This window comes from Paraburkholderia sp. BR10923, from assembly GCF_040948765.1.
GTDB lineage: Bacteria > Pseudomonadota > Gammaproteobacteria > Burkholderiales > Burkholderiaceae > Paraburkholderia > Paraburkholderia youngii.
Map to the genome: position 1 here is coordinate 43,185 of NZ_JBFPKO010000023.1, position 22,677 is coordinate 65,861.

The following is a 22,677-nucleotide window of genomic DNA, read 5'->3' on the forward strand; positions in this document are numbered from 1 at the left end:
GCGCGCGTCGGCGCCGGCTGACGCATCCCGACGAACCGGCCGGCCTGGTTTCCGTGCAGCATCTTGCATTGCAGCGCCAGGTCGCGAACCGCCTCACTTGAGCTAGACTGGCTCGAGCAACCGGAAGGAGACCCAGGATGATACGCAAGACGCTTAATGCCTCGCAGCTTCAGCAGGAGGTCAATCGGAGAATTCATCGACTGCAGGAGATCGTCGATGATGGCGTGAAGATTCGCGTGCCGCGGCCGCAGTTGCAAGAGCCTGACAAGACAGGCTGCAACTGGAACATGACCCACTTCGGCAATGCGATTGGCTTCGAGCGCGACATCGAGGGCGTACTGAAGGCCATGCGTGCGGAATACAACCTCAGTACCGAAGTCAAGGACACCGGCAATCCGTTCGGTGACTAGCCGCGACACACACCGATTCCTTGTTCGTTATTGATCGCGTGCGCATGTTGGAAACGGGAATGGCAACGCACGCCCGCAACGCGTCGTTACAACCAGCGCGGGTCGCGCGTAAACGCGACGGTCAACCAGCGGTCCGGGCCCGACTCACCGATCGCGCGCGAGATTCTGTCGCGGATATGATCGAGTTGGCGCACGCCGGCGTGCTCCATCGCCTCGGGCAACACGATATGCACCTCGACGAACAGGCCTCGGCCGACGCGTGTCGCGTAGTGCGAGTGCTTGACGAAGCCATAGTCGGCGGTCAGTTGTTGCATCAGGTCGCGCAACTCGTGCTCCAGATCCGGCGGCGTGATCAGCAACACTTCCTTGACCGCGCCGATCACGGTTCCGATCGGCATCGGGATCAGCACGAGAGTTAGCAGGGCCAGCACGCCGGGGTCGATGTACGGCGTCAGGTGGCTTTGTCCGATGCGTTCGAGCAGCCATGCGATCGAAAACGCCAGCAGCAGCGCCGAGCTGATGCACGCCGACATCAGCCAGCTCTTGATGTCGAGGCCGATCAGTTCGGAGTCGATCACGCGATTCACGCGCCGTTCGCGCCAGAACATGAAGAAGCAAAACGCGGCGACCACCACGGCGTAGAAGACCCCCCAGCCGAATTCGAGTTCGCGGCCGCCGTCGAGCAAGCCTTTGACCGCGTTGATGAAAGCGTAAAAGCACAGCACCGCCAGCAGACTGCCGTTGAACACGAGCACGAGCGGCTCGATGTGCCAGAAGCCGTGCTGGAAGCGTCGACTGCTCTCCTGTTGAAGCAGGCGGGTGACGAGCAACGACAGGCTGCACATCGCGGCGTCGAGCGCGGAGAACATGCCGTCGAAGATGATCGCCAGCGAGCCGCTCAGAATCCCGACCGCGATGCCGAGTCCGGCGATCATCACGGTGCAAAGCAGCGACTGCTTGAGGATGCGTTGTTCGAGGTCCGTTGCTTTCATGATCCGAGTAACCGCCCGTGGCTGAAAGACGTTCAGAGGTGAGGGGAGTATATCGGGCGCGTATGCCCGGAATGTCGCGGCCACGCGCGAGCGCGCCGCAATTCGTCGGTAGCGGCCAACGTCGCGGGCCCGGTGCTCGATACGGCTAGCCAAAGCTATTCCAACGGCTTGTCCGCGCACCCCCGCCCGCGCCACATCCGCGCGTCTACCCGGGCTTGTCCTGGGGTGCCTCCACGCGCATCCAATTCACCCCATCCGCATCCCGCCAAGCCTTGCCCACGCTCGCCGACGCGCTATCCCTCGCGATTATTTGCGATTCACGAATACCGCATTCGCCGCTTGTCCCGTACCTGAGCCGCCGCACTTGGGCCAATCTTGGCCGCGTCGCTGCCGCATCGACGAAGCGCGGCACGACCCCCGTTGCTGAATTCGACGAACCCGGCGGCGCGCCGCGGCGCCAGCGAATGCCGCGCGCGCGCCAAGCGGCCGGACCACGGAGACATGGAGACACAGATGAAATCGAACGACTGGGACGTGGCCTACGAATGGAAGGCCGTCGTGCTGCTGGCCCTCGGCTTCGGCCTCGTGGGACTCGACCGCTGGCTGATCGCGCCGCTCTTTCCGGCCATCATGAAGGACCTGCATCTGACCGCGCAGGACGTCGGCAACTGCATCGGCATCCTCGGCTTGTCGTGGGGCATTTTCGCGGCGCTGATGGGCGGCATCTCCGACAAGATCGGGCGCCGCAAGGTGCTGATCCCGGCGATTCTGGCGTTTTCGCTGCTGTCCGGTTTCTCCGGACTTGCCGGCGGCCTGATGAGCCTGCTCGCGGTGCGCGCATTGATGGGCGTCGCCGAAGGCTCGTTCTGCCCGACCAGCTTCGCCGCGACCGCCGATGCGTCGCATCCGAAGCGCCGCGGTTTCAATCTCGGCCTGCAGCAAAGCGGCTTCGCGCTGTTCGGCCTCGCGCTGTCGCCGATCATCGCGACGCAGCTGCTCAGCGTGGTCACGTGGCGCTGGGTGTTCGCGCTGGTGTCGGTGCCCGGGCTGATTCTCGGCGTGCTGATGTTCTTCGTGATTCGCGAACCGAAAGCCGCGCCGCAAGCTACGCCAAAGCGGCCCGCCTGCCCGGCCGAACGCGGCAATTGGCGCGACGTGCTGAAGAGCCGCAACATCCCGATCGCGATGGCCGCGCTTTTCTGTGCGATGACCGGCGTGTTCGTGCTCGGCGCGATGCTGCCGCTGTACCTGACCGAGTATCTGTCGCTCGACACGCAGCGCATGGGCGTCGTCGTCTCGGCGATCGGCTTTGGCGGCTTTATCGGACAGTTCGGTTTGCCGGGGCTGTCGGATCTGACCGGGCGGCGCGTGGCAAGCATCGTCGGCTTCGCCGGCACCGCCGTGATGCTGTACCTGTTCCGCGGACTCGGTGCGCAGCCGGTGCAGCTGTTCGCGGTGCTGTTCGTCGCGTCGTTCTTCACGCTCGGACTCGTGTCGCTGCTGTCCGGTCCGGTTGCGACCGAAGCTGCGCCGATCGGCATGATCTCGACGTCGATCGGCATCGTCGTCGGCGCGGGCGAGATTTTTGGTGGCGGCATCGCGCCGGCATTGGCGGGCTTCGTCGCGACGCACTTCGGCATTCAGAACATCCTGTGGCTGCCGATCTGCGCGGTGCTGCTCGGTATCGGCGTGAGCCTGCTGCTCGAGGAAACCGCGCCGGCCCGAGTGCGTCGTCAGCGGCTTGCGCCGTCGCTCGACCTGCCGGCCAGCGAGCAACCGGAATGATGCGCTGCAACCGGTCGGCGCAGCGCTCGGCAACGAGGCCGTTGTCGCCGACCGGGCGGCGCGTTCACGCGCCCCAGCCCAGATACACTGACAGGCTGGACGAGTGGACAAGGACCCAGCATGGATCGTTTTCTGAGCATCGAGGCCTTCGTACGCGTGGCCGAGACGAGCAGCTTCGCCGAAGCGGCGCGGCAGTTGGGCGTGACGAGTTCGGTGATCACGACGCGCATCCAGCAGCTGGAGAAGTTCGTCAACGCGCCGCTCTTTCATCGCAGCACCCGGGTCGTACGCCTGTCCGAAGTGGGCGAGGCGTTCTATCGCGAATGCGCAGAGGTGGTCGGGCGTGTCAACGAACTGACCGACCAGATGCGCGAGTTGCGCGCGACACCGACCGGCCGCTTGCGCATCCAGATGCTGCCGGGTTTCGCGCTCGGCCACTTCGGCGCGCCGCTTGCGGAATTCAACCGACGCTATCCCGGCATCCAGCTCGATGTGATCGTCAACGACCGGGTGGTCGATCCGATCGAAGAGGGCTTCGACGTCGCTTTCCAGATCTTTCCGCCGATCGCCGAATCGCTGATCGAGCGAAGGCTGTTCAAAGTGCGGCGTCTGTTCTGCGCGACGCCCGCGTATTTGAAGGAGCATGGCGCGCCGCAGCATCCGCGCGAGTTGCTGCAACACACCACCGCGCTTTATTCGGGCTACCCGTCGCGCAATCGCTGGACCATGACGCACGGTGACGAGGTGGTCGAAATGGAGCTGCCGGGCATGATCCGTTCGAACTCGGTGCATCTGCTGCGCGACTATGCGCTGACTGGAGGCGGCGTCGTCTGTCTGCCGACGCTGGTCGCGAGCGCCGCGCTGCTCGATGGTTCGCTGGTGCCGATTCTGACCGGCTACACGCTGTCGCCGCTGAACTTCGCGGCCGTGTATCCGGCGACCCAACGACAGGCGCTCAAGGTGAAAGCGCTGGTCGAGTTTCTGGCCGAGTACCTGGGTCCCGAGCCCGCGTGGGACCGGCCGCTGATCGAGCGTGGCTGGGTGACGTGAGGCTATTCACGCGGCGATTATTTGCAAAGTCCGAATGCTGTAATCGCCCGATCGCCGGTTGTTGCCATCCTGTTGCGCTTCTAAAGTTGAATCAAACGACACCCGCTTCCAACCAGGAGACAGCAATGACCGAGTCGTCATTCCACACCGTCTTTGGCTCGCTCGACGGCTACCGCAAAGGCGAAATCGAAATCACGAGCGGCGAAGCGCGCCATTACGTGTTTTCCAACATCTTCGAAGTCGCTTCCGGGTCGGCGCCCTACGAGAAGGTCGTGGTCGGCAAGAACCTCGACTACGTGATCGAGGCGCTGCGCACCGAAGGCCAATCGCAATGGTTCGCCTGCGCGCACGACGAGTTCGCGATCCTGATGGACGGCGAAGTACGCATCGATTTCATCAAGCTCGACAACCCGCCGAAGAGCGGCACGGGCACCGTCGCAGCGGGCGCGCAACCCGCCGGCCGCGCGATGGGTTACGTGGTGCTGCGTCGCGGTCATCAGGCATTGCTGCCGGCCGGCTGCGCATATCGCTTCACCGCGCAGAAACCCGGCGTCGCGCTCGTGCAAACGATGCTCGGCGAACTGTCGGTGGAGAAGTGGGCCGACATCTGCCTGCACTGATACGCAGAACATGCACCCACCCCGCAACTACGTTGCATGGGACCAGAGTAAGCGCTAAAGCGCCAACTCTGGTCGACATAGGAGACAAACCATGGCATCCCTCGAAACCCTCGATCACCCGGCCGGCTTCGCCGCCGACACCGTGCGCGCCAGCGAACCCGACGCGGTCACCGGCTATCGCCGCTTCACGCTCGGCGCGTTCGAATTCCTGCGCGACGAGTACTTCGTCAAGATCAACTGGCCCGCGAAAGGCCAGACCCGCACCCATGCGGTGCCGGCCGATGCGTTCCTGCGCGCGATGATGCGCGACGTCGCATGGGGCTTCTTCTACGGCTGGGTTAATTTCGACCAGGTGTTCGGCACGCGCAATCACTACGGCAAGGTCGACGTGTATGCGGGTTCGTTCAACGGCATCATGAAGGACGCGGGTGTCGATTACATGGAGACCTTCGAGACGCCGACGATCATGGCGACCTTCAAGGCGATCCTGCACGACTGGACCAACGAAGGCTTCGACCCGTTCGCGGCACCCGAGGAAACCGGCACCGCGTTCGGCCGCAAGCATGGCGACAACGATGCCGCGATCGAGCGCACGCGCATCGCGACGCGCCGCATGCCGGGCCTCGAAGGCGACTCGCCGCTGCGCGATGATCTGCCGGTGAACCGCGCGTTCACCGACGTCACGCAGGACGATCCGGAGGTGCATGTCGAGCCCGGCTTCGAGGGCCAGCTGCACGCGTTCAACCTGTTCAAGTATCTGTCGCGCTCGGACGTTACCTGGAATCCGTCGGTCACGTCGGTGTGCGGCCAGAGCCTGTTTTGCCCGACCACCGAGGAATACATCGTGCCGGTGTTTCACGGCAACGATCGCGTCGAGTGGTTCCTGTAACTGTCCGATGAGATCGTCTGGGACATCGGCGACAAGAACACCGGCGCACCGCGCGCGCGGATCACGATGCGTGCGGGCGACATCTGCGCGATGCCGGCCGATATCCGCCATCAGGGTTATTCGACCAAGCGCTCGATGCTGCTCGTATGGGAGAACGCGACGCCGAATTTGCCGAAGCGTTACGAAAGCGGCGAGCTGAAGCCGTACCCCGTCGATTTCTGAAGGCTCGATTCAAGAGCTCCGCGCCCGCATTCACCGAGGACCATTCATGCAAACCCAACTGTTCATCGACGGCCGCTTCACGGACGCCGTCGAAGGCGGCACGATCGACGTGCTCAATCCGCACGACGGCTCGCTGATCACACAGATCGCCGCAGCCACCGCCGCCGATGTCGATCTGGCTGTCGATGCCGCCGCGCGCGCGTTCCCGAAATGGGCCGCGCTGCCCGCCGCCGAACGCGGTCGGCTGCTGCTTAAGCTCGTCGACGCGATCGAGGCCAACGCGGAAGAACTCGCGCAACTCGAATCGCTCGACACCGGCCACCCGATCCGCGATTCGCGCTCCCTCGACGTGCCGCGCACGGCGGCATGCTTTCGCTACTTCGGCGGCATGGCCGACAAGCTGCAAGGCTCGGTGATTCCGGTCGAAGCGGGCTTTCTGAACTACGTGCAGCGCGCGCCGATCGGCGTGGTCGGACAGATCGTGCCGTGGAATTTCCCGCTGATGTTCACGAGCTGGAAGATGGGTCCGGCGCTCGCGGCCGGCAACACGGTCGTGCTGAAGCCGTCGGAGATCACGCCGCTGTCCACGCTGCGCATCGTCGAGCTGATGGCCGAGGTCGGTCTTCCCGAGGGCGTCGTCAACATCGTCGCGGGCTATGGTCATACGGCGGGGCAGCGGCTCGCCGAGCATCCGGGTGTCGGCAAGATCGCGTTCACCGGATCGACCGCGACCGGGCGGCGCATCGTCGAGGCCTCGCAGGGCAATCTGAAGCGTGTGCAGCTCGAACTCGGCGGCAAGGGCGCGAACATCGTGTTCGACGACGCGAACCTCGACGCCGCGATCAACGGCGCCGCGTGGGCGATCTTCCACAACCAAGGCCAGGCGTGCATCGCGGGCTCGCGGCTGATCCTGCACGAGCGCATCGCCGATCGGTTCCTCGAACGCTTCGTGTCGCTGGCGTCGTCGATCCGGCTCGGCGATCCGCTCGATGCCGACACCGAGATGGGGCCGCTCACGTCGAAGCAGCATCAGGAACGGGTGCTCGCGTTCGTCGACATCGCGCGTCAGCAGGGCGGTCGCGTACTGACCGGTGGCAGCGCGCCGAGCGATGCGTCACTTGCGAACGGCTACTACGTGCGCCCGACCGTCGTCGAGGCTGCGAGTTCGAACGACCGCGTCGCACAGGAGGAAGTGTTCGGCCCGTTCGTCACGGTGCTCCGTTTCCGTACCGACGACGAAGCGCTCGCGATCGCCAACGGCACCGACTACGGACTCGGCAGCGGGCTGTGGACGCGCGATCTGTCGCGCGCGCATTCGATGGCCGCCCGAATCCATGCGGGCATGTGCTGGGTCAACTGCTACAAGCGCGTCAATCCGGGCAGCCCGTTCGGCGGCGTCGGACAGTCTGGCTATGGCCGCGAGATGGGCTTCGAGGCGATGCACGACTATACGGAAGCGCGCTCGGTGTGGGTCAACGTCGACGGCAATGTGCCGCCGCACTTCAAGCGCTGAGGGCCGCATGGAGCGCTTCGTCTATCAGGGCACGCCGTCGCGTGTGGTGTTCGAATGGGGCGGGCTCGCGACGCTGCCCGCGGAGGTCGAGCGGCTAGGAGCCAGGCGCGCGCTGATCCTGGCGACGCCCGAGCAGCACTCGCTGGCCGAGCGGGTCGCGGAGGTGCTCGGCAAGCGCGCGGCGGGTGTGCATGCGCAAGCCGTGATGCACGTGCCGATCGAAGTCGCTCGCGCGGCGCGCGATGCGGCCGCCGCGCTCGATGCCGACTGCTGCGTCGCGGTGGGCGGTGGTTCGACGGTCGGCCTCGGCAAGGCGATCGCGCTCGAATCGTCGCTGCCGATCATCGCCGTGCCCACCACCTATGCGGGCTCCGAGATGACGCCGATCTACGGGCTCACCGAAGGGCGTCTGAAGCGCACGGGCCGCGATATGCGCGTGCTGCCGCGCACAGTGATCTACGATCCGTCGCTGACTTTGTCGTTGCCGGCGGGCATTTCCGCCGCGTCGGGCATCAACGCGATGGCGCACGCGGTCGAAGCGCTGTATGCCGAGGACGCGAATCCGGTGATCAGCCTGATGGCAGAGGAAGCGATCCGCGCGCTCGGCGAAGCGCTGCCCGCGATCGTGCGCGCACCGGACGATGCCGCCGCGCGCAGCAGCGCGCTGTACGGCGCGTGGCTCGCGGGCACCTGTCTGGGCGCGGTCGGCATGGCCCTGCATCACAAGCTTTGTCATACGCTGGGTGGCACGTTCAACCTGCCGCATGCGCAAACCCATGCGGCGATGCTGCCGCATACGGCACACTACAACCACGGCGCCGCGCCCGATGCGCTCGCGCGCGTTGCGCGCGCGCTCGGCGGCAAGCGCGAGGCCGACGCGGGTCCGCTGCTGTTCGAACTGAATCGCGCGCTCGGCGTTCCGCTGGCGCTCGCGCAGATCGGCATGCCCGAGCAGGGACTCGACGAAGCGGCCGATCTCGCGTGCAAGAATCCGTATGCGAACCCGCGTCCCGTGGAACGCGATGCGATCCGCGCGCTGCTGCAACGGGCGTGGCAGGGTGCCGAACCCGTCTGAGCGCCGGGCAACGCGGCGCCGCCAGAACAATCGATGGAGGAAGACATGTCGACAGACAGCAAAGAGGCCGAGCAGGCCCTGACCGAGCAGGTGGTAGCAAGCTTCGCCGGCACACCCGACGATCGGCTGCGCACGCTGATGCAAAGCCTCGTGCGGCACATGCATGCATTCGTGCGCGAAGTCGAGCCGACCGAGGCCGAATGGATGACGGCTATTCGCTTTCTGACCGACACCGGCAAGATGTGCGACGACCTCGTGCGCCAGGAATTCATCCTGCTGTCGGATACGCTCGGCGTATCGATGCTGGTCGACGCGATCAACCATCGTCTGGCGACGGGCGCCACCGACACTACTGTATTTGGCCCGTTCTACATTCGCGGCATGCCCGAGCGCGCGTATGGCGAGAACATCGCGTTCACGCCCGGCACACCCGCGCTCGTGCATGGGCGCGTGCTGTCGACGGACGGCGAGCCGCTTGCGAACGCGGTGCTCGACGTCTGGCAGACCGCCGGGAACGGCATGTACTCGGGGCAGGACACCGAGCAGCCGCACGGCAATCTGCGTGGACGTTTTCGTACCGACGCCGAAGGCCGCTACGCGATTTCGACGATCGTCCCGGTCAGCTATCCGATTCCGACCGACGGGCCGGTCGGCCGCATGCTCGAAGCGACCGGACGGCATCCGTGGCGGCCCGCGCATCTGCACTTCATGATCGACGCGCCGGGGCATCGTACGCTCGTCACGCATGTGTTCGATCGCGAAGACCCGTATCTGGGTTCGGACGCGGTGTTCGGCGTGAAGCCGTCGCTGATGGTAGATTATCGCGAGTGCCCCGCGGATCACGAACTCGCGCGCCGCTTCGGTTTCGATGGACCGTTCCGCGAAGCGCGCTACGACTTCATCCTCGATCGGAGCTGATGGCGATGGCACGTTTTTTCGCGGTATTCGCGACCGACAAGCCCGGCATGCGCGAAGTGCGCGAACGGGTGCGTCCCGTGCATCGCACGTGGCTGCGCGGCGGTACGCATCGCGGCGTGCTCGTGCGCCTTGGTGGTCCGACGCTCGCGCCGCAATGCGATGCGATGAATGGCACGTTGCTGGTCGTCGAAGCGGAGCGTATCGACGACGTGATGGAGTTCGTCAGCAACGATCCGTACATGCAGGCGGGACTGTTCGATTGCGTGGAGATTCGCCCGTGGGACTGGAGCCTCGGCAACCCGGAACGGAGAGTCTGAGCGATGAACGAAACGCCGCTATGTCCGCTCGCCGACGTGCCCGATGGCGGCGCGCGGGTCGTTGATGCAACGGCCGCCGGCGTGCCTGTCGTGGTGGTGCGGCGGGGCGAGCAGGTGTGGGCTTACGCAAACCGCTGTCCGCATTTTTCTGTGCCGCTCGATTTCGAGCCCGGCTATGTGCTGTGCTATCGATCGCAGGTGTTGATGTGCGCGCATCACAGCGCGTTGTTTCGCTTCGAAGATGGACGCTGTATCGAGGGGCCGTGCGCGGGGGCGAGCCTCGATGCGGTGAAGATTGCGGTCGATGGGGGCGCGTGGGTGGTGTTGAATCCGTAGCCGACGCGACTTCGCTCGATAACATCGCGCCGTCACGACAACGACCAGGGATCGACCTTGCCACCCTCGATCACGAAGTGCTTCGCATCGACGCTGGGCGCGAAAAGGCGCCAGTCCTCGTCATCTTCGATTCCGTCTGGAATCACCACAAGGCGATACCCTCGCGAGAACAAAACGACGATGCCGCCCGCGTCGTCTGCCGATGCGTCCGCGCACTTGAAAGGCTCTTGCGTTACGAGCATTTCGTGCAAGCGCCTGGCCGTGTCGTGCGCTTTTTCATCAGAGCCGCGCAGATCTTCCCGTGTTGCTACGGTTAATCCATCTCGCTTGATCTGCCAGGCACATTGCACGTGGAGCGCCCACGCTCCATCCTCGTGCTCTTCGCCCCCGAGCGTATACCGCCTTTGGGGACCAAACTGCATGGTGAGCATGTCTCCCGCATGACTGACCCAACTCACCTCGAGCCCAACAAGCACGGCAAGCCGCTTCGTAATTTCTGCCTTAATATCAGTCATCACCATCTCCGAACATTTCCCGCCCGCGCTCTAGCATCTCGTGATAGCCAAAGCCCTGTCTACTGGTTTCTCGATGAAGTCGCTGGGCTTGATCTTTATTCAGACCCAACGCTTTACAACGGCCTTGAACTGCCTGTTTTGCGCCTGATTGTTGCGCGGCGTACCTTCGCTACCCGCGACCTGCACCCCGTCACCATCCGGCATATCGGGCTGATAGTCGAACGGCTGTGCATTACCGAGGTTCTGCGGCACGCGCGGTCCGTTGCCATAGAGCGACCTTGGCATGTCCGCGCGGTCCGGTTGCTGCGCGCGCGCGGAGTCCGATTGTGAGGCCTTTTCCCGCTGCTCTCGTATCGCCTGCACGCACTTTCGCATCTCGTCCCGCTCAGGGACAAAGATCAGACTGCCGCCCTTCACCTCGTTGTACAGGGCTTTGGCAACCTCATCGTCTCTCATCCTGTACATATGAAAGCGGTTGTGACTCCGGCCGAGCATATCGCGCAACTCGTACGACTGGTGCGACAGCAGCATGGATGGGCTATATCGCAGCCACGCTGCGCGCGCTTCCTCCATGCCCTGCACGATGTCATCGTGCGACTCGCGGCGCACGCTCGCCGGCAATGCAAAATGGAACCACCGGTCGACGTCAAACAACCAGTTAGATTCGATGTGAAGGTTGAACGATCTGTAAAGACTGATCGAGAAGAAATGTCCGTGCCGCCTTTCACGGACCTCATGGAAAGAACCGAGGGAAAGTGAAGTCATCGCGCCTCACAGTCAGTCAAGGAGGCCCGATTGTGCAACAGGACGCCATCTTAAAAAACCTCATATTGAGTCTTGCAGGAGGCGCGCTGCGCGACCTGTCCAAAAGCTCCTTTTCGAGTATGTGGGCGTTCGTTGGCTCGCACCTGTCGCCGCATGTAAATTTGCGATTTGCGGGAGAAGGCCAGGGCGGATCGGGCATCGCTGCAAAGCTGGCAATACGTTGAAGCCCGGGACCGACCTCTCCCCCCGCAACCCGAGTCTCGACAGCAGCCCTCCAGTGACGTACCGTTATGGCCTCCCGCATCGGGCTCGCTCCGCCGGCCCGGGCAGATTTCCTTCATCGATAGACAGGCGCATGGATATTCGGGAATTAGCCAGAGAGCTCAAGCTGTCCATTTCGACTGTTTCGCGCGCCCTGAACGACGCCGACGAGGTCAGCGCCAAGACACGCGAACGCGTCCGCGCCGCGGCACTCGAACTCGGCTACGCACCCAGCAAGTCCGCGGCGAGTCTGCGCCGGGGCCGGCTGGACATCGTCGGCCTGATGCTACCGGTGCGACGTGAAGAAGAGACCTACACCCTCGGCATCTTCATGAGGCTGGCCGACGGATTGCAATCGGTTCTGTCGCAGCATGGCATGGACCTCGTCATGTACTCGAGCGAGTCCTGGGACGACGAGTTCGCGCGGCTGCGGCGCATCGTCGATCGCCGCCAGGTGGACGGCGTGATTCTCGCCGGCACGCGGCGGCACGACGAGCGGCTCGACTATGTCGCGAGTCGTAATTTTCCATTCGTCGCGTTGGGCCGCAGCGAGTCGGGCGGCGAGCACACGTGGATCGATCTCGACTTCGAAGCGGCCGCTGCCGCGGGTGTCGCTCGACTCGTGGCAGGCGGACATCGACGCATCGCGCTGGCGGTCCCCGACGGCGACGCCATGCAGGCGCACATCTATTTGCGTGCATGGAAGAAGGCGATGAAGAAGCACGGGCTCGAAGTGCCCGCGGGATACGTGCAGCGCAACCGGCTGTCCGAGCGCGGCGGGTATCTGGCGACCGAGGCGCTGCTCGCTCTCGACGACGCGCCGGACGCGCTGATGTTCCAGAGCGACTGCATGGCGATCGGCGCCTATCGGAAGCTTCACGAAATGGGCCAGGTGCCGGGCCGCGATCTGGCGATTTCGGCCGGGGTGCTGGCCGGCGAGGTGTCGGAATACCTTGCGCCGCCTTTGAGCGGGTTTACGCTGGATGCCCGTGGACTGGGCCAGCGCCTCGCACGAGCGCTGCTCGCCCAGCTTCCCGAGCTTGCCGACACCTATCGCGCCGAGCGCGAGCCGGTGCTGTGGCCGCTGGCCCTGCGCGACAACGACGACGCTGCGTCCCCGGCAGCCAGATAGCAATCGGCCCGCACGCATCGCGAGCTGCGTGCCACACGGTCCTCGCCGCGCCGGCGCGCATTGTGGTTTGCGCCAAATGCAGTTGCGATTTTCGTGGGCTGCTTGACGACACCTCCCGCCCGGACGATCATTCAAGCGGTTCCGGAAACGTTTCCGGAACTCCGGTCGCAACGGCGCGAACGAGCGTGCTGCTGCGCCCACCGAACGAGACGGCTCCCGCACAGCCCGACGAAGAAGAAACCTGGACAAAGCGCGGTCGCGGCGCGCAAAAACGGAGACAGCATGAAGAAGCTACTTGCCGCATCCGCGGCGATCGGTCTGGCATTCTCGCTTTCCTGCGCGCCGTTGCATGCGGCGTCGCTGTCGGTCTGGGCCGTGGACGAGCCCGACGATTACACCGCGAAGATGGCGCAGGAATTCGCGAAGCTGCATCCCGATGTCCATCTGCAGATCCGCAAGGTGGGCTTCGCTGCGCTCAACGACGAAACCATGCGCGCCGTGATGTCCGGCAACATGCCGGACGTCGTGCCGATCGACAACCCGAACACGGCGATGTTCGCTTCGAAGAATGCGCTGCTCGATCTCGGGCCATACCTCGCGAAGTCGAAGGTAATCGACGCTAAGACGATCTTCCCAGGGCCGCTGAAGAATGCCACCTGGAACAGCAAGGTGTATGCGATTCCGCGCGGCACGAACACGCTGGCCATGTACTACAACAAGGACATGTTCAAGGCCGCGGGACTCGATCCCGAGCACCCGCCGCAGACGTGGGACGAGCTGTACACCGACGCGCAGAAGCTGACCGACGCGAAGAAGGGCGTGTACGGGCTGGCGTTTTCTGCGATCAACACCGAAGAGGGCGTGTTCCAGTTCCTGCCGTTCGTTCAGGCGGCGGGCGCCGACTGGAACCGTTTGAACGATCCGGGCGCGGCTCGGGCGGCGGCCTTCTGGCAAAAGCTGCTGGACAACAAGGTCGCGTCGCAGGACACGCTCACGCATAGCCAGTCGGAGGCGGCCGCCACGTTCATCAACGGCAATGCCGCGATCGACATCGACGGTCCGTGGGAGCTGAGCGCCGTCGACAAGGGCGCCAAGTTCAAGTGGGGCGTCGCGCTGCTGCCGGTCGAGAAGGCGGGCGGCCCACGCGCATCGGCGCTGGGCGAGCAGAATCACGCGATCCTGCGCGGTGCGAAGAACCCGGATACGGCCTTCCAGTTCCTCGAATACATGTACGCGCAGCGCGACCGGAACTGGAACGACTTCGGCATGCAGCCGCCGTCGAAAGACACCGATACGCAGAGCCCGAAATGGCCGCAGGCGTATCAGGTCTTCAACGAGCAGATGCAGTACGCCCGTCCGCGCGGACCGAACCCGCAGTGGCCGAAAATTTCGAAGGCGATCTCCGATGCGATCCAATCCGTGATCACGCATCAGGCCACGCCGCAACAGGCGATGGCGGCAGCGGCAAAGACCGTGCAGGAAGTCCAGAACTAGGCATTGCGAAGGACCCGATCGAGGTGGCCGTGCGCCGGGTGTCCGGCGCCGGCCGCCCTCGGACACTGTCCCGTCTTCGAGCGATGAACGCCATGAACACACTGTCACGCCGCGCCCCGTCCGGCCAGGCCCCCGGGGTCTTGAGCCGCATTCCGCGCGCTCACGCCTTCGAGATCTCGCTGGCGGTGTTCGCCCTGCTGTATCTGCTGGTCTTTGCCGGGCTGCCGCTCGTCTACAACATCGTGCTGTCGTTTCAGCAGGTCGATCTGATGGCGCCTGCCACGTTGCTGCGTCCGTTCGTCGGACTCGCGAATTACCGCGATGTGTTCAGCCGTCCGGAGATGCATCAGGTAGCCGTGAACACGGCGCTGTTCGTCGGACTGTCGCTGACCTTCCAGGTGTCGATCGGCTTCCTGCTGGCGCTGCTGTTTGCGCAGGACTTCCCGTTCGCGAGCCTGATGCGCGGCCTGTTTCTCGCCGGATGGATCATGCCGGGGCTGGTGGTCGGCGTGATCTGGAAGCTGATCTTCGCCGGCGACTACGGTGTGCTCAACCATGTGCTGATGCAAATGCACGTGCTCGACGAAAAGATCTTCTGGCTGTCCGATCCTCGCTGGTCACTGTATGCCGTGATCGCAGCCAACGTCTGGCTCGGCGTGCCGTTCAACATGCTGCTGCTGTCGGTCGGGCTCGCGGCGATTCCGGCGGACCTGTACGAAGCGGCCGAACTCGACGGCGCGAACGCGCTGCAACGTTTCACCGGCATCACGCTGCCGATGATGAAAGCGACGCTGGGCGCGGTGATCGCGCTAGGCGCAATCATGACGATGCAGCAGTTCGACCTGATCGCGGCGCTGACTCAGGGCGGTCCGGCCAACTCGTCGCAAGTCGCGCAGTTCTGGTCGTGGCAGTTGTCGCTGCAGACATTCGAGGTCTCGGCGGGCTCCGCGGTCGCCACGATGATGCTGGTGCTCGTGCTGATCGTCGCGGTGATCTACGTGCGCTCGACGCGCAACGAAAGGATGGTCTGACATGAAGCGCTACGTGCTGTTCGTCATCGCGCTGTGCGTGACCGCGGTCTATCTGTTCCCGCTGTACTGGATGTACATCACGGCATTCAAGAGCGCGGGCGAGATGTTCCATTTCCCGCCCACGTTCTGGCCGCAGCATCCGCAGTCGCATCTGTGGCGGGTGTTCAGCGACAGCGGCATGGGCAACTTCCTGTGGAACTCGTTCGTGACCGCGTGCGGCACCGTGGCGGTGACGGTGCTGCTCGGCACGGGCGCTGCCTATGCGTTGGCGTTCGTGCAGAACCGCTGGACCAGCCTCGCGATCTTCACGGTGCTGGTGTTGCAGGCACTGCCGTCGAGCCTGATGGTGACGCCGATCTTCACGGCCTTCAAAAGCCTCGGTCTGCTCGATACCCCTCGCTTCGCGGTCGTGCTCGCGCAGATCACGAAAACGCTGCCGTTTTATATCGTGCTGTGCCGCCCGAGCTTCGTGCAGGTTCCGCGTGAGATGCGCGATGCGGCGCTCGTCGATGGTGCGTCGCCGATGCGGGCATTTTTTAGCGTGATTTTGCCGCTTGCGGTCAACGGCATTCTGGTCTCGGCGATCCTCGTGTTTCTGCAATCGTTCGGCGAGTACGTCTACGCCCGTTCACTGATTCTCGATGACCGTTACCAAACCGCCACGGTGGGCCTGTCCGCCTTCGTCGGGGCAACCAGGGTCGACTGGATCGGCATCATGACGTACTCGGCGATCTTCGTTACGCCCATCCTCGTCGTCTTCATGCTGCTGCAACGCAGGATCGTTGCTGGCCTGACCGCCGGCGCGCTCAAGTAACGCATACCTCTTTTTTGCCGGCGCGAGCCGGTCGGAGAATCGCTGTGGATCGCATACAGATCGAGCGCCTGAGCAAGAGCTACGGATCCCTTCAGATTTTGAAGGACATCGATATCAGTGTGCCGCAAGGGTGCTTCGTCGCGCTGGTTGGGCCATCGGGTTGCGGCAAGTCCACCTTGTTGCGCACTATCGCCGGCCTTGAGCAGATCACGGGCGGCACGCTGCGCATCGACGGCCAGGTCGTCAACGACGTGCCGCCGCGCAAGCGCGATGTCGCGATGGTGTTTCAAAGCTATGCGCTCTACCCGCACATGAACATCGAAAAGAACATGTCCTACTCGATGCGACTGCGACGCGCGGCGCCACATGCGATCCGGGAAAGCATCGACAGCGTGTCCCGTACGCTGGGGCTGGACCATCTGCTCGCGCGCATGCCGCGCCAGCTGTCGGGCGGACAGCGCCAACGCGTCGCAATGGGCCGTGCCATCGTGCGCAATCCGAAGGTGTTTCTGTTCGACGAACCACTGTCGAATCTCGATGCGGCGCTGCGCGTGCACATGCGCACGGAGATCCGCAAGCTGCATCAACGTCTCGGTGCGACCTCGGTATACGTCACGCACGACCAGATCGAGGCGATGACGATGGCCGATCACGTCGTCGTGCTGCGCGCGGGACAAGTCGAGCAACAAGGCGCGCCGCTGGTGCTGTATCACCGGCCGGCCAACCGGTTTGTCGCGGGCTTCATCGGTTCCCCGGCTATGAATTTCATCGAGGCCGTAGTCGGTCCCGACGGACACAGCGCGCATTTCGGCGGCGCGAGCGGGCAGACGCTCGCGCTGGGCCGCTCTCTGCCGGCGGGCACCGAAGTATGGATCGGCCTGCGCCCCGAGCATCTGCGTCTGCAGCGCGGCGCTGGAGGCCTGCGTGGCGTAGTCGACGTGGTGGAGTCCACCGGTTCGATGAGCTTCGTCACGGTGAAGCTCGACGGCGTTGCGGCGCCCGTGCTGGTTGCGCAAGCCGGGGTATGCGCGATCGAAAGCGGCGAGGCTTTGGGTCTCGACATCGCGAGCGAGCATGTCCACGTTTTCGACCGCAAAAGCGAGCGCGCGCTGTAGGCGAGCAGCAAGCGTTCCGCGATCGAGCGGAACCGGCAATGAATACCTTTCGAGAACGTATAAATGAAAATCAGCGATGGCAACTGGTTGATCCGCGACGGCCTGAACGTGTCGTATTCGGCCGCACCGCACAGCGTGGAGATCGTCGGCGACGAACTGCACGTGCGCGTGGCGCCGCGCGATGTATCGAACCGCGAACGGCAGCTCGATACCGGGCTCTTTACATGGCGCTTCTTTGCGCCGCAAAGCGGCGTGATTGGTGTGCGCATCGAGCACTTTTCCGGCGCGCTCGACCGCGGCCCGCATTTCGCGCTCAACCGCGAGCCTGGGGCCGTCGTAACCCGCAACACCGAGACCGAGGCGAGCCTCACCAGCGGCTCGCTGACGGTGCGCGTCGTCAAGTCGGGCGACTGGTCGGTCGATTTCCTGCGTGACGGCGAGCGCATCACCGGCAGTGGCTTTCGCGCGAGCGGCCAGGTCCACGATGCAAACCAGCACGGCGCCGCGTTCATGTTCGACCGGCTCGATGTGGGCGTCGGCGAAAACGTCTATGGCCTCGGCGAACGCTTCACCGCATTCGTGAAGAACGGCCAGGTCGTGGAGAGCTGGAACCGCGACGGCGGCACCGGCACCGACCAGGCGTACAAGAACGTGCCGTTCTACCTGACCAATCGCGGCTACGGCGTGCTGGTGAATCACCCGGAGAACGTGTCGTTCGAAGTGGCGAGCGAGAAGGTCGCGAAGGTACAGTTCAGCGTCGCCGGAGAGCGGCTCGAATACTACGTGATCGACGGTCCCACGCCGAAAGCCGTGCTCGAGCGTTTCACGCAACTGACCGGGCGGCCGGTGCTGCCGCCCGCGTGGTCGTTCGGCCTGTGGCTCACCACGTCCTTCACGACGAATTACGACGAAGCCACGGTGAACCACTTCATCGACGGCATGGCCGAACGCGGCATTCCGCTGCACGTGTTTCACTTCGACTGCTTCTGGATGAAGGCCTTCCACTGGTGCGATTTCGAGTGGAACCGCGAGACCTTCCCGGACCCGCACGGCATGCTGGCGCGGCTGAAGGCGCGCGGACTGAAGATCTGCCTGTGGATCAATCCGTATATCGCGCAGCCGTCGCCGCTCTTTGCCGAGGGCGTCGCGAAGGGCTACCTGCTGCGCAAGCCGAACGGCGACGTCTGGCAGTGGAACCGCTGGCAGCCCGGCCAGGGCATCGTCGACTTCACGAACCCCGCCGCGGCGCAATGGTACGCGGGCCACTTGCGGCGACTGCTGGAGATGGGCGTCGACTGCTTCAAGACGGACTTCGGCGAGCGCATTCCGACCGACGTGGTCTATCACGACGGCTCCGACCCGCAGAAGATGCACAACTACTACAGCTACCTGTACAACAAGGTGGTGTTCGACGTGTTGCGCGAGGTGCGCGGCGACGGCGAGGCGGTGGTGTTCGCACGCTCGGGGACCGTGGGCAGCCAGCAGTTGCCCGTGCACTGGGGCGGCGACTGCAGCGCGACCTACGAGTCGATGGCCGAGACCCTGCGCGGCGGCCTGTCGCTGGGCCTGAGCGGCTTTGGCTTCTGGAGCCACGACATCGGCGGCTTCGAGCACACCGCGCCCGCCGACGTCTACAAGCGCTGGTGCGCATTCGGGCTGCTGTCGAGTCACAGCCGCCTGCACGGCAGCAAGTCGTACCGCGTCCCATGGCTGTTCGACGAAGAAGCGGTGGACGTGGTGCGCCATTTCACCGAATGGAAGTCGCGCCTGATGCCGTACCTGTTCGACGCCGCGCAACAGGCCGTCGATCACGGTACGCCGGTGTTGCGTGCGATGCTGCTGGAGTTTCCCGACGACCCGACCTGCGACCATCTGGACCGCCAGTATCTGCTCGGCGACGCGCTGCTGGTGGCGCCGGTATTCAATGCCACGGGCGACGTGGACTTCTGGCTGCCGGCGGGGCGCTGGACTCATCTGTTCACCGGCGCGCAGGTCGAGGGCGGCAGGTGGGTGCGCGAGCGGCACGGCTTTCTGAGCCTGCCATTGTACGTGCGGCCGAATACGCTGCTCGCGATCGGGACCGAGAACCAGCGGCCCGATTACGACTATGCGTTGCGCAGCGAACTGCACCTGTTCGAGCTGGATTCCGGCAAATCGGCGAGCGTGACGTTGCGCGGCCCGGACGGTGCGGCGGTGACGAGCGTGAGCGTGACGCGCGGCGACCATACCCTGCGGATTCGTAGTCATGGCGTCAAAGCGAGATTGCCGCTGCTCTTACGGCAGTGGCCGGCGTTGCGCGACGCCGGCGGCCTCGAGGTGCGGTCACACGAGTCAGGCGTGATCCTCGTCTTGCCGGAGGGAGACGGCGAACACACGGTGCACCTGTGAACGGAGCGGAGACCAGCTGCGGGCCTGACTGCCCGTATTGAAATGGGTAGAAAAAATGGAACGACAGATTTCAAAAGCGCTGTTCAAGGCAAAGGCTTGCGAACTGTTCCGGCAAGTGGAAACACTAGGGGGCAGTGTGGTTGTCACCGACCACGGCAAACCTACCATCGAGATTCGACGCTACACCGCTGGCCACACGAATCCGCTCGACGTGCTTCGGTCCGGCATCGCCTCGTTCGATCCCGAACCGGCACCTGATTGCACTGCGCGATCGGCGAGGGCTCGATGATTGTGCTCGATACCGCTGCGCTGATCATGTGGCTGAGCGCTCACGACAAGCTGAGCGTCACGGCTCGCAAGGCGATCGACCGCGAAATGAATGCGGGCGAAATCGCCATTTCGATGATTAGCGTCCTCGAGGTAGCGGAATACGTCGAGGATGGCCGGCTCAAACTGTGTGTCGATACACGGCGCTGGTTGTCGACCTTGGCGTCGGTCGAGGGCCTGCGCGTGGTGCCGGTCGATATGGCGATCGCCGTCCAGGCCGCGGCGCTGCCCACCACGCTCACGTCGCATCAGCGGCTGATCGCATCCACGGCGATGGCGCTTGGCGGCACGCTGATCACGCCCGACGCGCGATTGCGCGAGTTCTCCTACGCGGGGGCAATCTGGTGAGTGGCGCAGTCGTTCCGCGGATGATTCGGGCTAAGGCACGAGACTGAACCACGCGCCATACTCTGCCGCCGCTACTTCAACCGCCCCGCCAGAAACTGCTGCAATCGCTCGCTACGCGGATTCGTCAGCACCTGATGCGGATGCCCTTGCTCCTCGATCTTGCCCTTGTGCAGGAACACGACATGATTCGACACGTTGCGCGCAAAGCTCATTTCGTGCGTGACGACGATCATCGTGCGGCCTTCTTCGGCGAGCGCCTGCATCACCCGCAGCACTTCGCCGACGAGCTCGGGATCGAGCGCCGAAGTCGGTTCGTCGAACAGCATCACTTCCGGCTCCATCGCGAGCGCGCGGGCAATCGCGACGCGCTGCTGCTGACCGCCCGACAGATGCGACGGATATTTTTTCTCCGTGCTGGCCGGCAAACCGACCTTGGTCAGATACTTGCGAGCGCGTTCCTCGGCTTCGGCGCGGCTCAATCCCAGCACGCTGATCGGCGCCTCGATGATGTTCTCGAGCACCGTCATATGCGCCCACAAGTTGAAATGCTGGAACACCATCGACAAACGCGTGCGCATCGTTTGCAACTGCTTCGGATGGGTCACGCGTAGCGAGCCGTTGCGGTCCCTGCTCGTGTTGATCTCCTCGCCGTTCAGCGTGATGCGCCCGGAGCACGGCGATTCGAGAAAGTTGATGCACCGCAGGAAGGTGCTTTTCCCGGAGCCGCTCGACCCGATGAGGCTAATCACGTCGCCCGCCTTCGCCTTCAGCGAGACGCCCTTCAATACCTCGTTGTCGCCGAACTTCTTGTGCAGGTCGTCGACTGTCAGCTTGTACATGCTCGTATGCTCCATCATGGCGCGAATGCGCTTTAATGCCCTTGCGGTTTCAGATAAGCCAGTAAACGGATTTCCATCTTGCGGAAGCCCCAGATCAGCGCGAACACGATCGCCGCATACAGGATCGCCGCGATGCCGTACGCCTGGAACGTCGCGTAGGTCGCGGAGTTGACGTCGCGCGCTACTTTCAGAATGTCGGGGACGGTCGCTGTGAACGCGAGCGTGGTCGCGTGCAGCATCAGAATCACCTCGTTGCTGTACGAGGGGAGGGCCCGGCGCAGTGCCGACGGCAGGATGATGCGCGTATACAGCTTGAACTTCGACATGCCGTAAGCCTGGGCCGCCTCGATCTCACCGTGCGAGGTCTCGCGGATCGCGCCCGCGAAGATCTCGGTGGCGTACGCGCATTCGTTCAGCGCGAACGCGAGCAGCGTGCAGTTCATCGCATTGCGAAAGAAGCTGTCGAGCATCGCGTGCGAATGGACGAAATGCAGACTGTAGAGCCCCGTGTAGATCAGCAGCAGTTGAACGTACAACGGCGTGCCGCGAAACACGTAGGTGAAAAGCCAGACGGGCCCGCAGATGTAACGGTTGCGCGACGCGCGGGCGATCGCGAGCGGCACGGCCAGCACGAAACCCAGCACGATCGATGCAACCAGCAACCACAGCGTGATGACGAGGCCGGTGTAGTTGAAGCCATCCGTGAAAATGTAGTTCTGCCAGTATTGACGAATCAGTTCGATCACAGCGCGGCCCTCCGTACGCCGATCGAGTAGCGCTTCTCGAGGCGGATCAATATCAGATTCGAAATGGTGGTGATGGCGAGGTAGATGGCGCCGGTCGCCAGCGTGAAGAAGAAGAACGACTGGGTGCTCTTGCCGGCGTCCTGCGATGCCTTCACGACGTCCGCGAGACCGATGATCGATACGAGCGCGGTGGCCTTCACGAGCACCTGCCAGTTGTTGCCGATGCCGGGCAGCGCGAAGCGCATCATCTGCGGGAACAGAATGCGGGTGAACACTCGGCGCGCGCTCATGCCGTACGCGAAGCCCGCTTCGATCTGCCCACGCGGCACCGACAGAAACGCGCCGCGGAAGGTTTCGGTGAAGTACGCGCCGTAAATGAAGCCCAGCGTGATCACGCCGGCGAGAAACGGATCGATGTCGATCTGCTCCATGCTGAACATGTCGGTCAGCTCATTGAGCCAGATCTGGATGCTGTAGAACAGCAACAGCATCAGCACGAGGTCGGGCACGGCGCGGATCAGCGTCGTGTACATCGTGCCGATGCGCAAAAGCACGCGGTTGGTCGACAGCTTTGCGGCCGCGCCGAGAAGTCCCAGCGCGAACGACGCCGCGAGCGACAGCACCGCGAGCTTGATGGTTACCCACGTGCCCGCGAGGAGCAGCGGACCGAAGCCTTGAAACAGCATGGGAGTGTCCTTGTTGAAGGAGCGACCCGCGCGCATGCGCGCGGGGCCTGGCGATCGGGTGGAGCGGGCCCGTGATGTTGTGCGCGGGC

24 protein-coding genes and 1 pseudogene are annotated in these 22,677 nt (G+C 64.0%); 19 read left to right on the forward strand and 6 right to left on the reverse strand.

Annotated elements, in window-relative coordinates; all coding sequences use genetic code 11:
* Positions 1-137: 137 nt before the first annotated feature.
* Positions 138-410 carry a hypothetical protein gene (locus AB3X94_RS31910; protein WP_368613616.1) on the forward strand — a complete coding sequence of 91 codons (273 nt, stop codon included), beginning with the start codon at positions 138-140 and terminating at the stop codon, positions 408-410.
* An 86-nt stretch (positions 411-496) separates the two neighbouring features.
* Here AB3X94_RS31910 and AB3X94_RS31915 read toward each other — a convergent pair whose 3' ends face one another.
* Complete coding sequence (locus AB3X94_RS31915) at positions 497-1,402, reverse strand: cation diffusion facilitator family transporter (RefSeq protein ID WP_368613617.1); 906 nt, start codon at positions 1,400-1,402, stop codon at positions 497-499.
* Between the two features lie 513 nt (positions 1,403-1,915).
* On the opposite strand from AB3X94_RS31915, the gene AB3X94_RS31920 reads away from it, so the two are divergent.
* From AB3X94_RS31920 to AB3X94_RS31960, 9 genes and pseudogenes are all read left to right on the forward strand, one after another.
* Positions 1,916-3,187 carry an MFS transporter gene (locus AB3X94_RS31920; protein ID WP_176378482.1) on the forward strand — a complete coding sequence of 424 codons (1,272 nt, stop codon included), beginning with the start codon at positions 1,916-1,918 and terminating at the stop codon, positions 3,185-3,187.
* Between the two features lie 120 nt (positions 3,188-3,307).
* Positions 3,308-4,237 carry a LysR family transcriptional regulator gene (locus tag AB3X94_RS31925; RefSeq protein WP_176111494.1) on the forward strand — a complete coding sequence of 310 codons (930 nt, stop codon included), beginning with the start codon at positions 3,308-3,310 and terminating at the stop codon, positions 4,235-4,237.
* A gap of 125 nt (positions 4,238-4,362) precedes the next feature.
* Positions 4,363-4,857, forward strand: a complete 495-nt coding sequence (locus AB3X94_RS31930) for a hydroxyquinol 1,2-dioxygenase (RefSeq protein WP_368613618.1) — start codon at positions 4,363-4,365, stop codon at positions 4,855-4,857.
* 91 nt (positions 4,858-4,948) lie between these two features.
* Positions 4,949-5,968, forward strand: a pseudogene (locus AB3X94_RS31935) (hydroxyquinol 1,2-dioxygenase).
* Between the two features lie 46 nt (positions 5,969-6,014).
* Complete coding sequence (locus AB3X94_RS31940; protein ID WP_368613619.1) at positions 6,015-7,481, forward strand: aldehyde dehydrogenase family protein; 1,467 nt, start codon at positions 6,015-6,017, stop codon at positions 7,479-7,481.
* 7 nt (positions 7,482-7,488) lie between these two features.
* Complete coding sequence (locus tag AB3X94_RS31945; RefSeq protein WP_368613620.1) at positions 7,489-8,556, forward strand: maleylacetate reductase; 1,068 nt, start codon at positions 7,489-7,491, stop codon at positions 8,554-8,556.
* 45 nt (positions 8,557-8,601) lie between these two features.
* Positions 8,602-9,474 (forward strand): intradiol ring-cleavage dioxygenase, encoded by an 873-nt coding sequence (locus AB3X94_RS31950; RefSeq protein WP_176111489.1) that lies wholly within the window; start codon positions 8,602-8,604, stop codon positions 9,472-9,474.
* 5 nt (positions 9,475-9,479) lie between these two features.
* Positions 9,480-9,791, forward strand: coding sequence for a YciI family protein (locus AB3X94_RS31955; protein ID WP_176111488.1), 312 nt, complete (start codon positions 9,480-9,482; stop codon positions 9,789-9,791).
* 3 nt (positions 9,792-9,794) lie between these two features.
* Positions 9,795-10,127, forward strand: coding sequence for a Rieske (2Fe-2S) protein (locus AB3X94_RS31960; protein WP_368613621.1), 333 nt, complete (start codon positions 9,795-9,797; stop codon positions 10,125-10,127).
* A 32-nt stretch (positions 10,128-10,159) separates the two neighbouring features.
* On the opposite strand, the gene AB3X94_RS31965 is transcribed toward AB3X94_RS31960, so the two are convergent.
* The gene (locus AB3X94_RS31965) at positions 10,160-10,642 is read right to left on the reverse strand and encodes a hypothetical protein (protein WP_368613622.1); all 483 of its coding nucleotides are present in this window, start codon (positions 10,640-10,642) and stop codon (positions 10,160-10,162) included.
* A gap of 99 nt (positions 10,643-10,741) precedes the next feature.
* A complete protein-coding gene (locus tag AB3X94_RS31970) occupies positions 10,742-11,296 on the reverse strand; it encodes a hypothetical protein (RefSeq protein ID WP_368613623.1) in 555 nt (184 codons plus the stop codon).
* A 143-nt stretch (positions 11,297-11,439) separates the two neighbouring features.
* Here AB3X94_RS31970 and AB3X94_RS31975 point away from each other — a divergent pair, with 143 nt between their 5' ends.
* The 9 genes from AB3X94_RS31975 to AB3X94_RS32015 all read left to right on the forward strand — a co-directional run bounded on the left by AB3X94_RS31975 (position 11,440) and on the right by AB3X94_RS32015 (position 20,317).
* A complete protein-coding gene (locus AB3X94_RS31975; RefSeq protein ID WP_176111485.1) occupies positions 11,440-11,631 on the forward strand; it encodes a hypothetical protein in 192 nt (63 codons plus the stop codon).
* On the forward strand, positions 11,628-12,800 hold the full coding sequence (locus AB3X94_RS31980) for a substrate-binding domain-containing protein (RefSeq protein ID WP_368613624.1): 1,173 nt from the start codon (positions 11,628-11,630) through the stop codon (positions 12,798-12,800). The genes AB3X94_RS31975 and AB3X94_RS31980 overlap by 4 nt, the downstream gene beginning before the upstream one ends.
* Positions 12,801-13,082: 282 nt before the next feature.
* The gene (locus AB3X94_RS31985; RefSeq protein WP_176111483.1) at positions 13,083-14,294 is read left to right on the forward strand and encodes a sugar ABC transporter substrate-binding protein; all 1,212 of its coding nucleotides are present in this window, start codon (positions 13,083-13,085) and stop codon (positions 14,292-14,294) included.
* A 92-nt stretch (positions 14,295-14,386) separates the two neighbouring features.
* The gene (locus tag AB3X94_RS31990) at positions 14,387-15,325 is read left to right on the forward strand and encodes a carbohydrate ABC transporter permease (protein WP_368613625.1); all 939 of its coding nucleotides are present in this window, start codon (positions 14,387-14,389) and stop codon (positions 15,323-15,325) included.
* A gap of 1 nt (position 15,326) precedes the next feature.
* The gene (locus AB3X94_RS31995; RefSeq protein WP_368613626.1) at positions 15,327-16,139 is read left to right on the forward strand and encodes a carbohydrate ABC transporter permease; all 813 of its coding nucleotides are present in this window, start codon (positions 15,327-15,329) and stop codon (positions 16,137-16,139) included.
* A gap of 44 nt (positions 16,140-16,183) precedes the next feature.
* Entirely contained in the window at positions 16,184-17,254 is a 1,071-nt protein-coding gene (locus tag AB3X94_RS32000) for a sn-glycerol-3-phosphate ABC transporter ATP-binding protein UgpC (RefSeq protein WP_312883687.1), read from the forward strand.
* A gap of 63 nt (positions 17,255-17,317) precedes the next feature.
* Positions 17,318-19,642 carry an alpha-xylosidase gene (gene yicI, locus AB3X94_RS32005; protein ID WP_368613627.1) on the forward strand — a complete coding sequence of 775 codons (2,325 nt, stop codon included), beginning with the start codon at positions 17,318-17,320 and terminating at the stop codon, positions 19,640-19,642.
* Positions 19,643-19,697: 55 nt separating this feature from the next.
* On the forward strand, positions 19,698-19,931 hold the full coding sequence (locus AB3X94_RS32010) for a type II toxin-antitoxin system Phd/YefM family antitoxin (RefSeq protein WP_217910250.1): 234 nt from the start codon (positions 19,698-19,700) through the stop codon (positions 19,929-19,931).
* Entirely contained in the window at positions 19,928-20,317 is a 390-nt protein-coding gene (locus AB3X94_RS32015; protein WP_176111479.1) for a type II toxin-antitoxin system VapC family toxin, read from the forward strand. The genes AB3X94_RS32010 and AB3X94_RS32015 overlap by 4 nt, the downstream gene beginning before the upstream one ends.
* A 71-nt stretch (positions 20,318-20,388) precedes the next feature.
* Here AB3X94_RS32015 and AB3X94_RS32020 read toward each other — a convergent pair whose 3' ends face one another.
* The 3 genes from AB3X94_RS32020 to AB3X94_RS32030 are packed head-to-tail and all read right to left on the reverse strand — an operon-like array spanning position 20,389 to position 22,588.
* Positions 20,389-21,156, reverse strand: coding sequence for an ABC transporter ATP-binding protein (locus AB3X94_RS32020; RefSeq protein WP_176111478.1), 768 nt, complete (start codon positions 21,154-21,156; stop codon positions 20,389-20,391).
* Between the two features lie 32 nt (positions 21,157-21,188).
* Positions 21,189-21,902, reverse strand: a complete 714-nt coding sequence (locus AB3X94_RS32025) for an ABC transporter permease (protein WP_176111477.1) — start codon at positions 21,900-21,902, stop codon at positions 21,189-21,191.
* Positions 21,899-22,588, reverse strand: coding sequence for an ABC transporter permease (locus AB3X94_RS32030; RefSeq protein WP_176111476.1), 690 nt, complete (start codon positions 22,586-22,588; stop codon positions 21,899-21,901). The genes AB3X94_RS32025 and AB3X94_RS32030 overlap by 4 nt, the downstream gene beginning before the upstream one ends.
* Positions 22,589-22,677 lie beyond the last annotated feature (89 nt).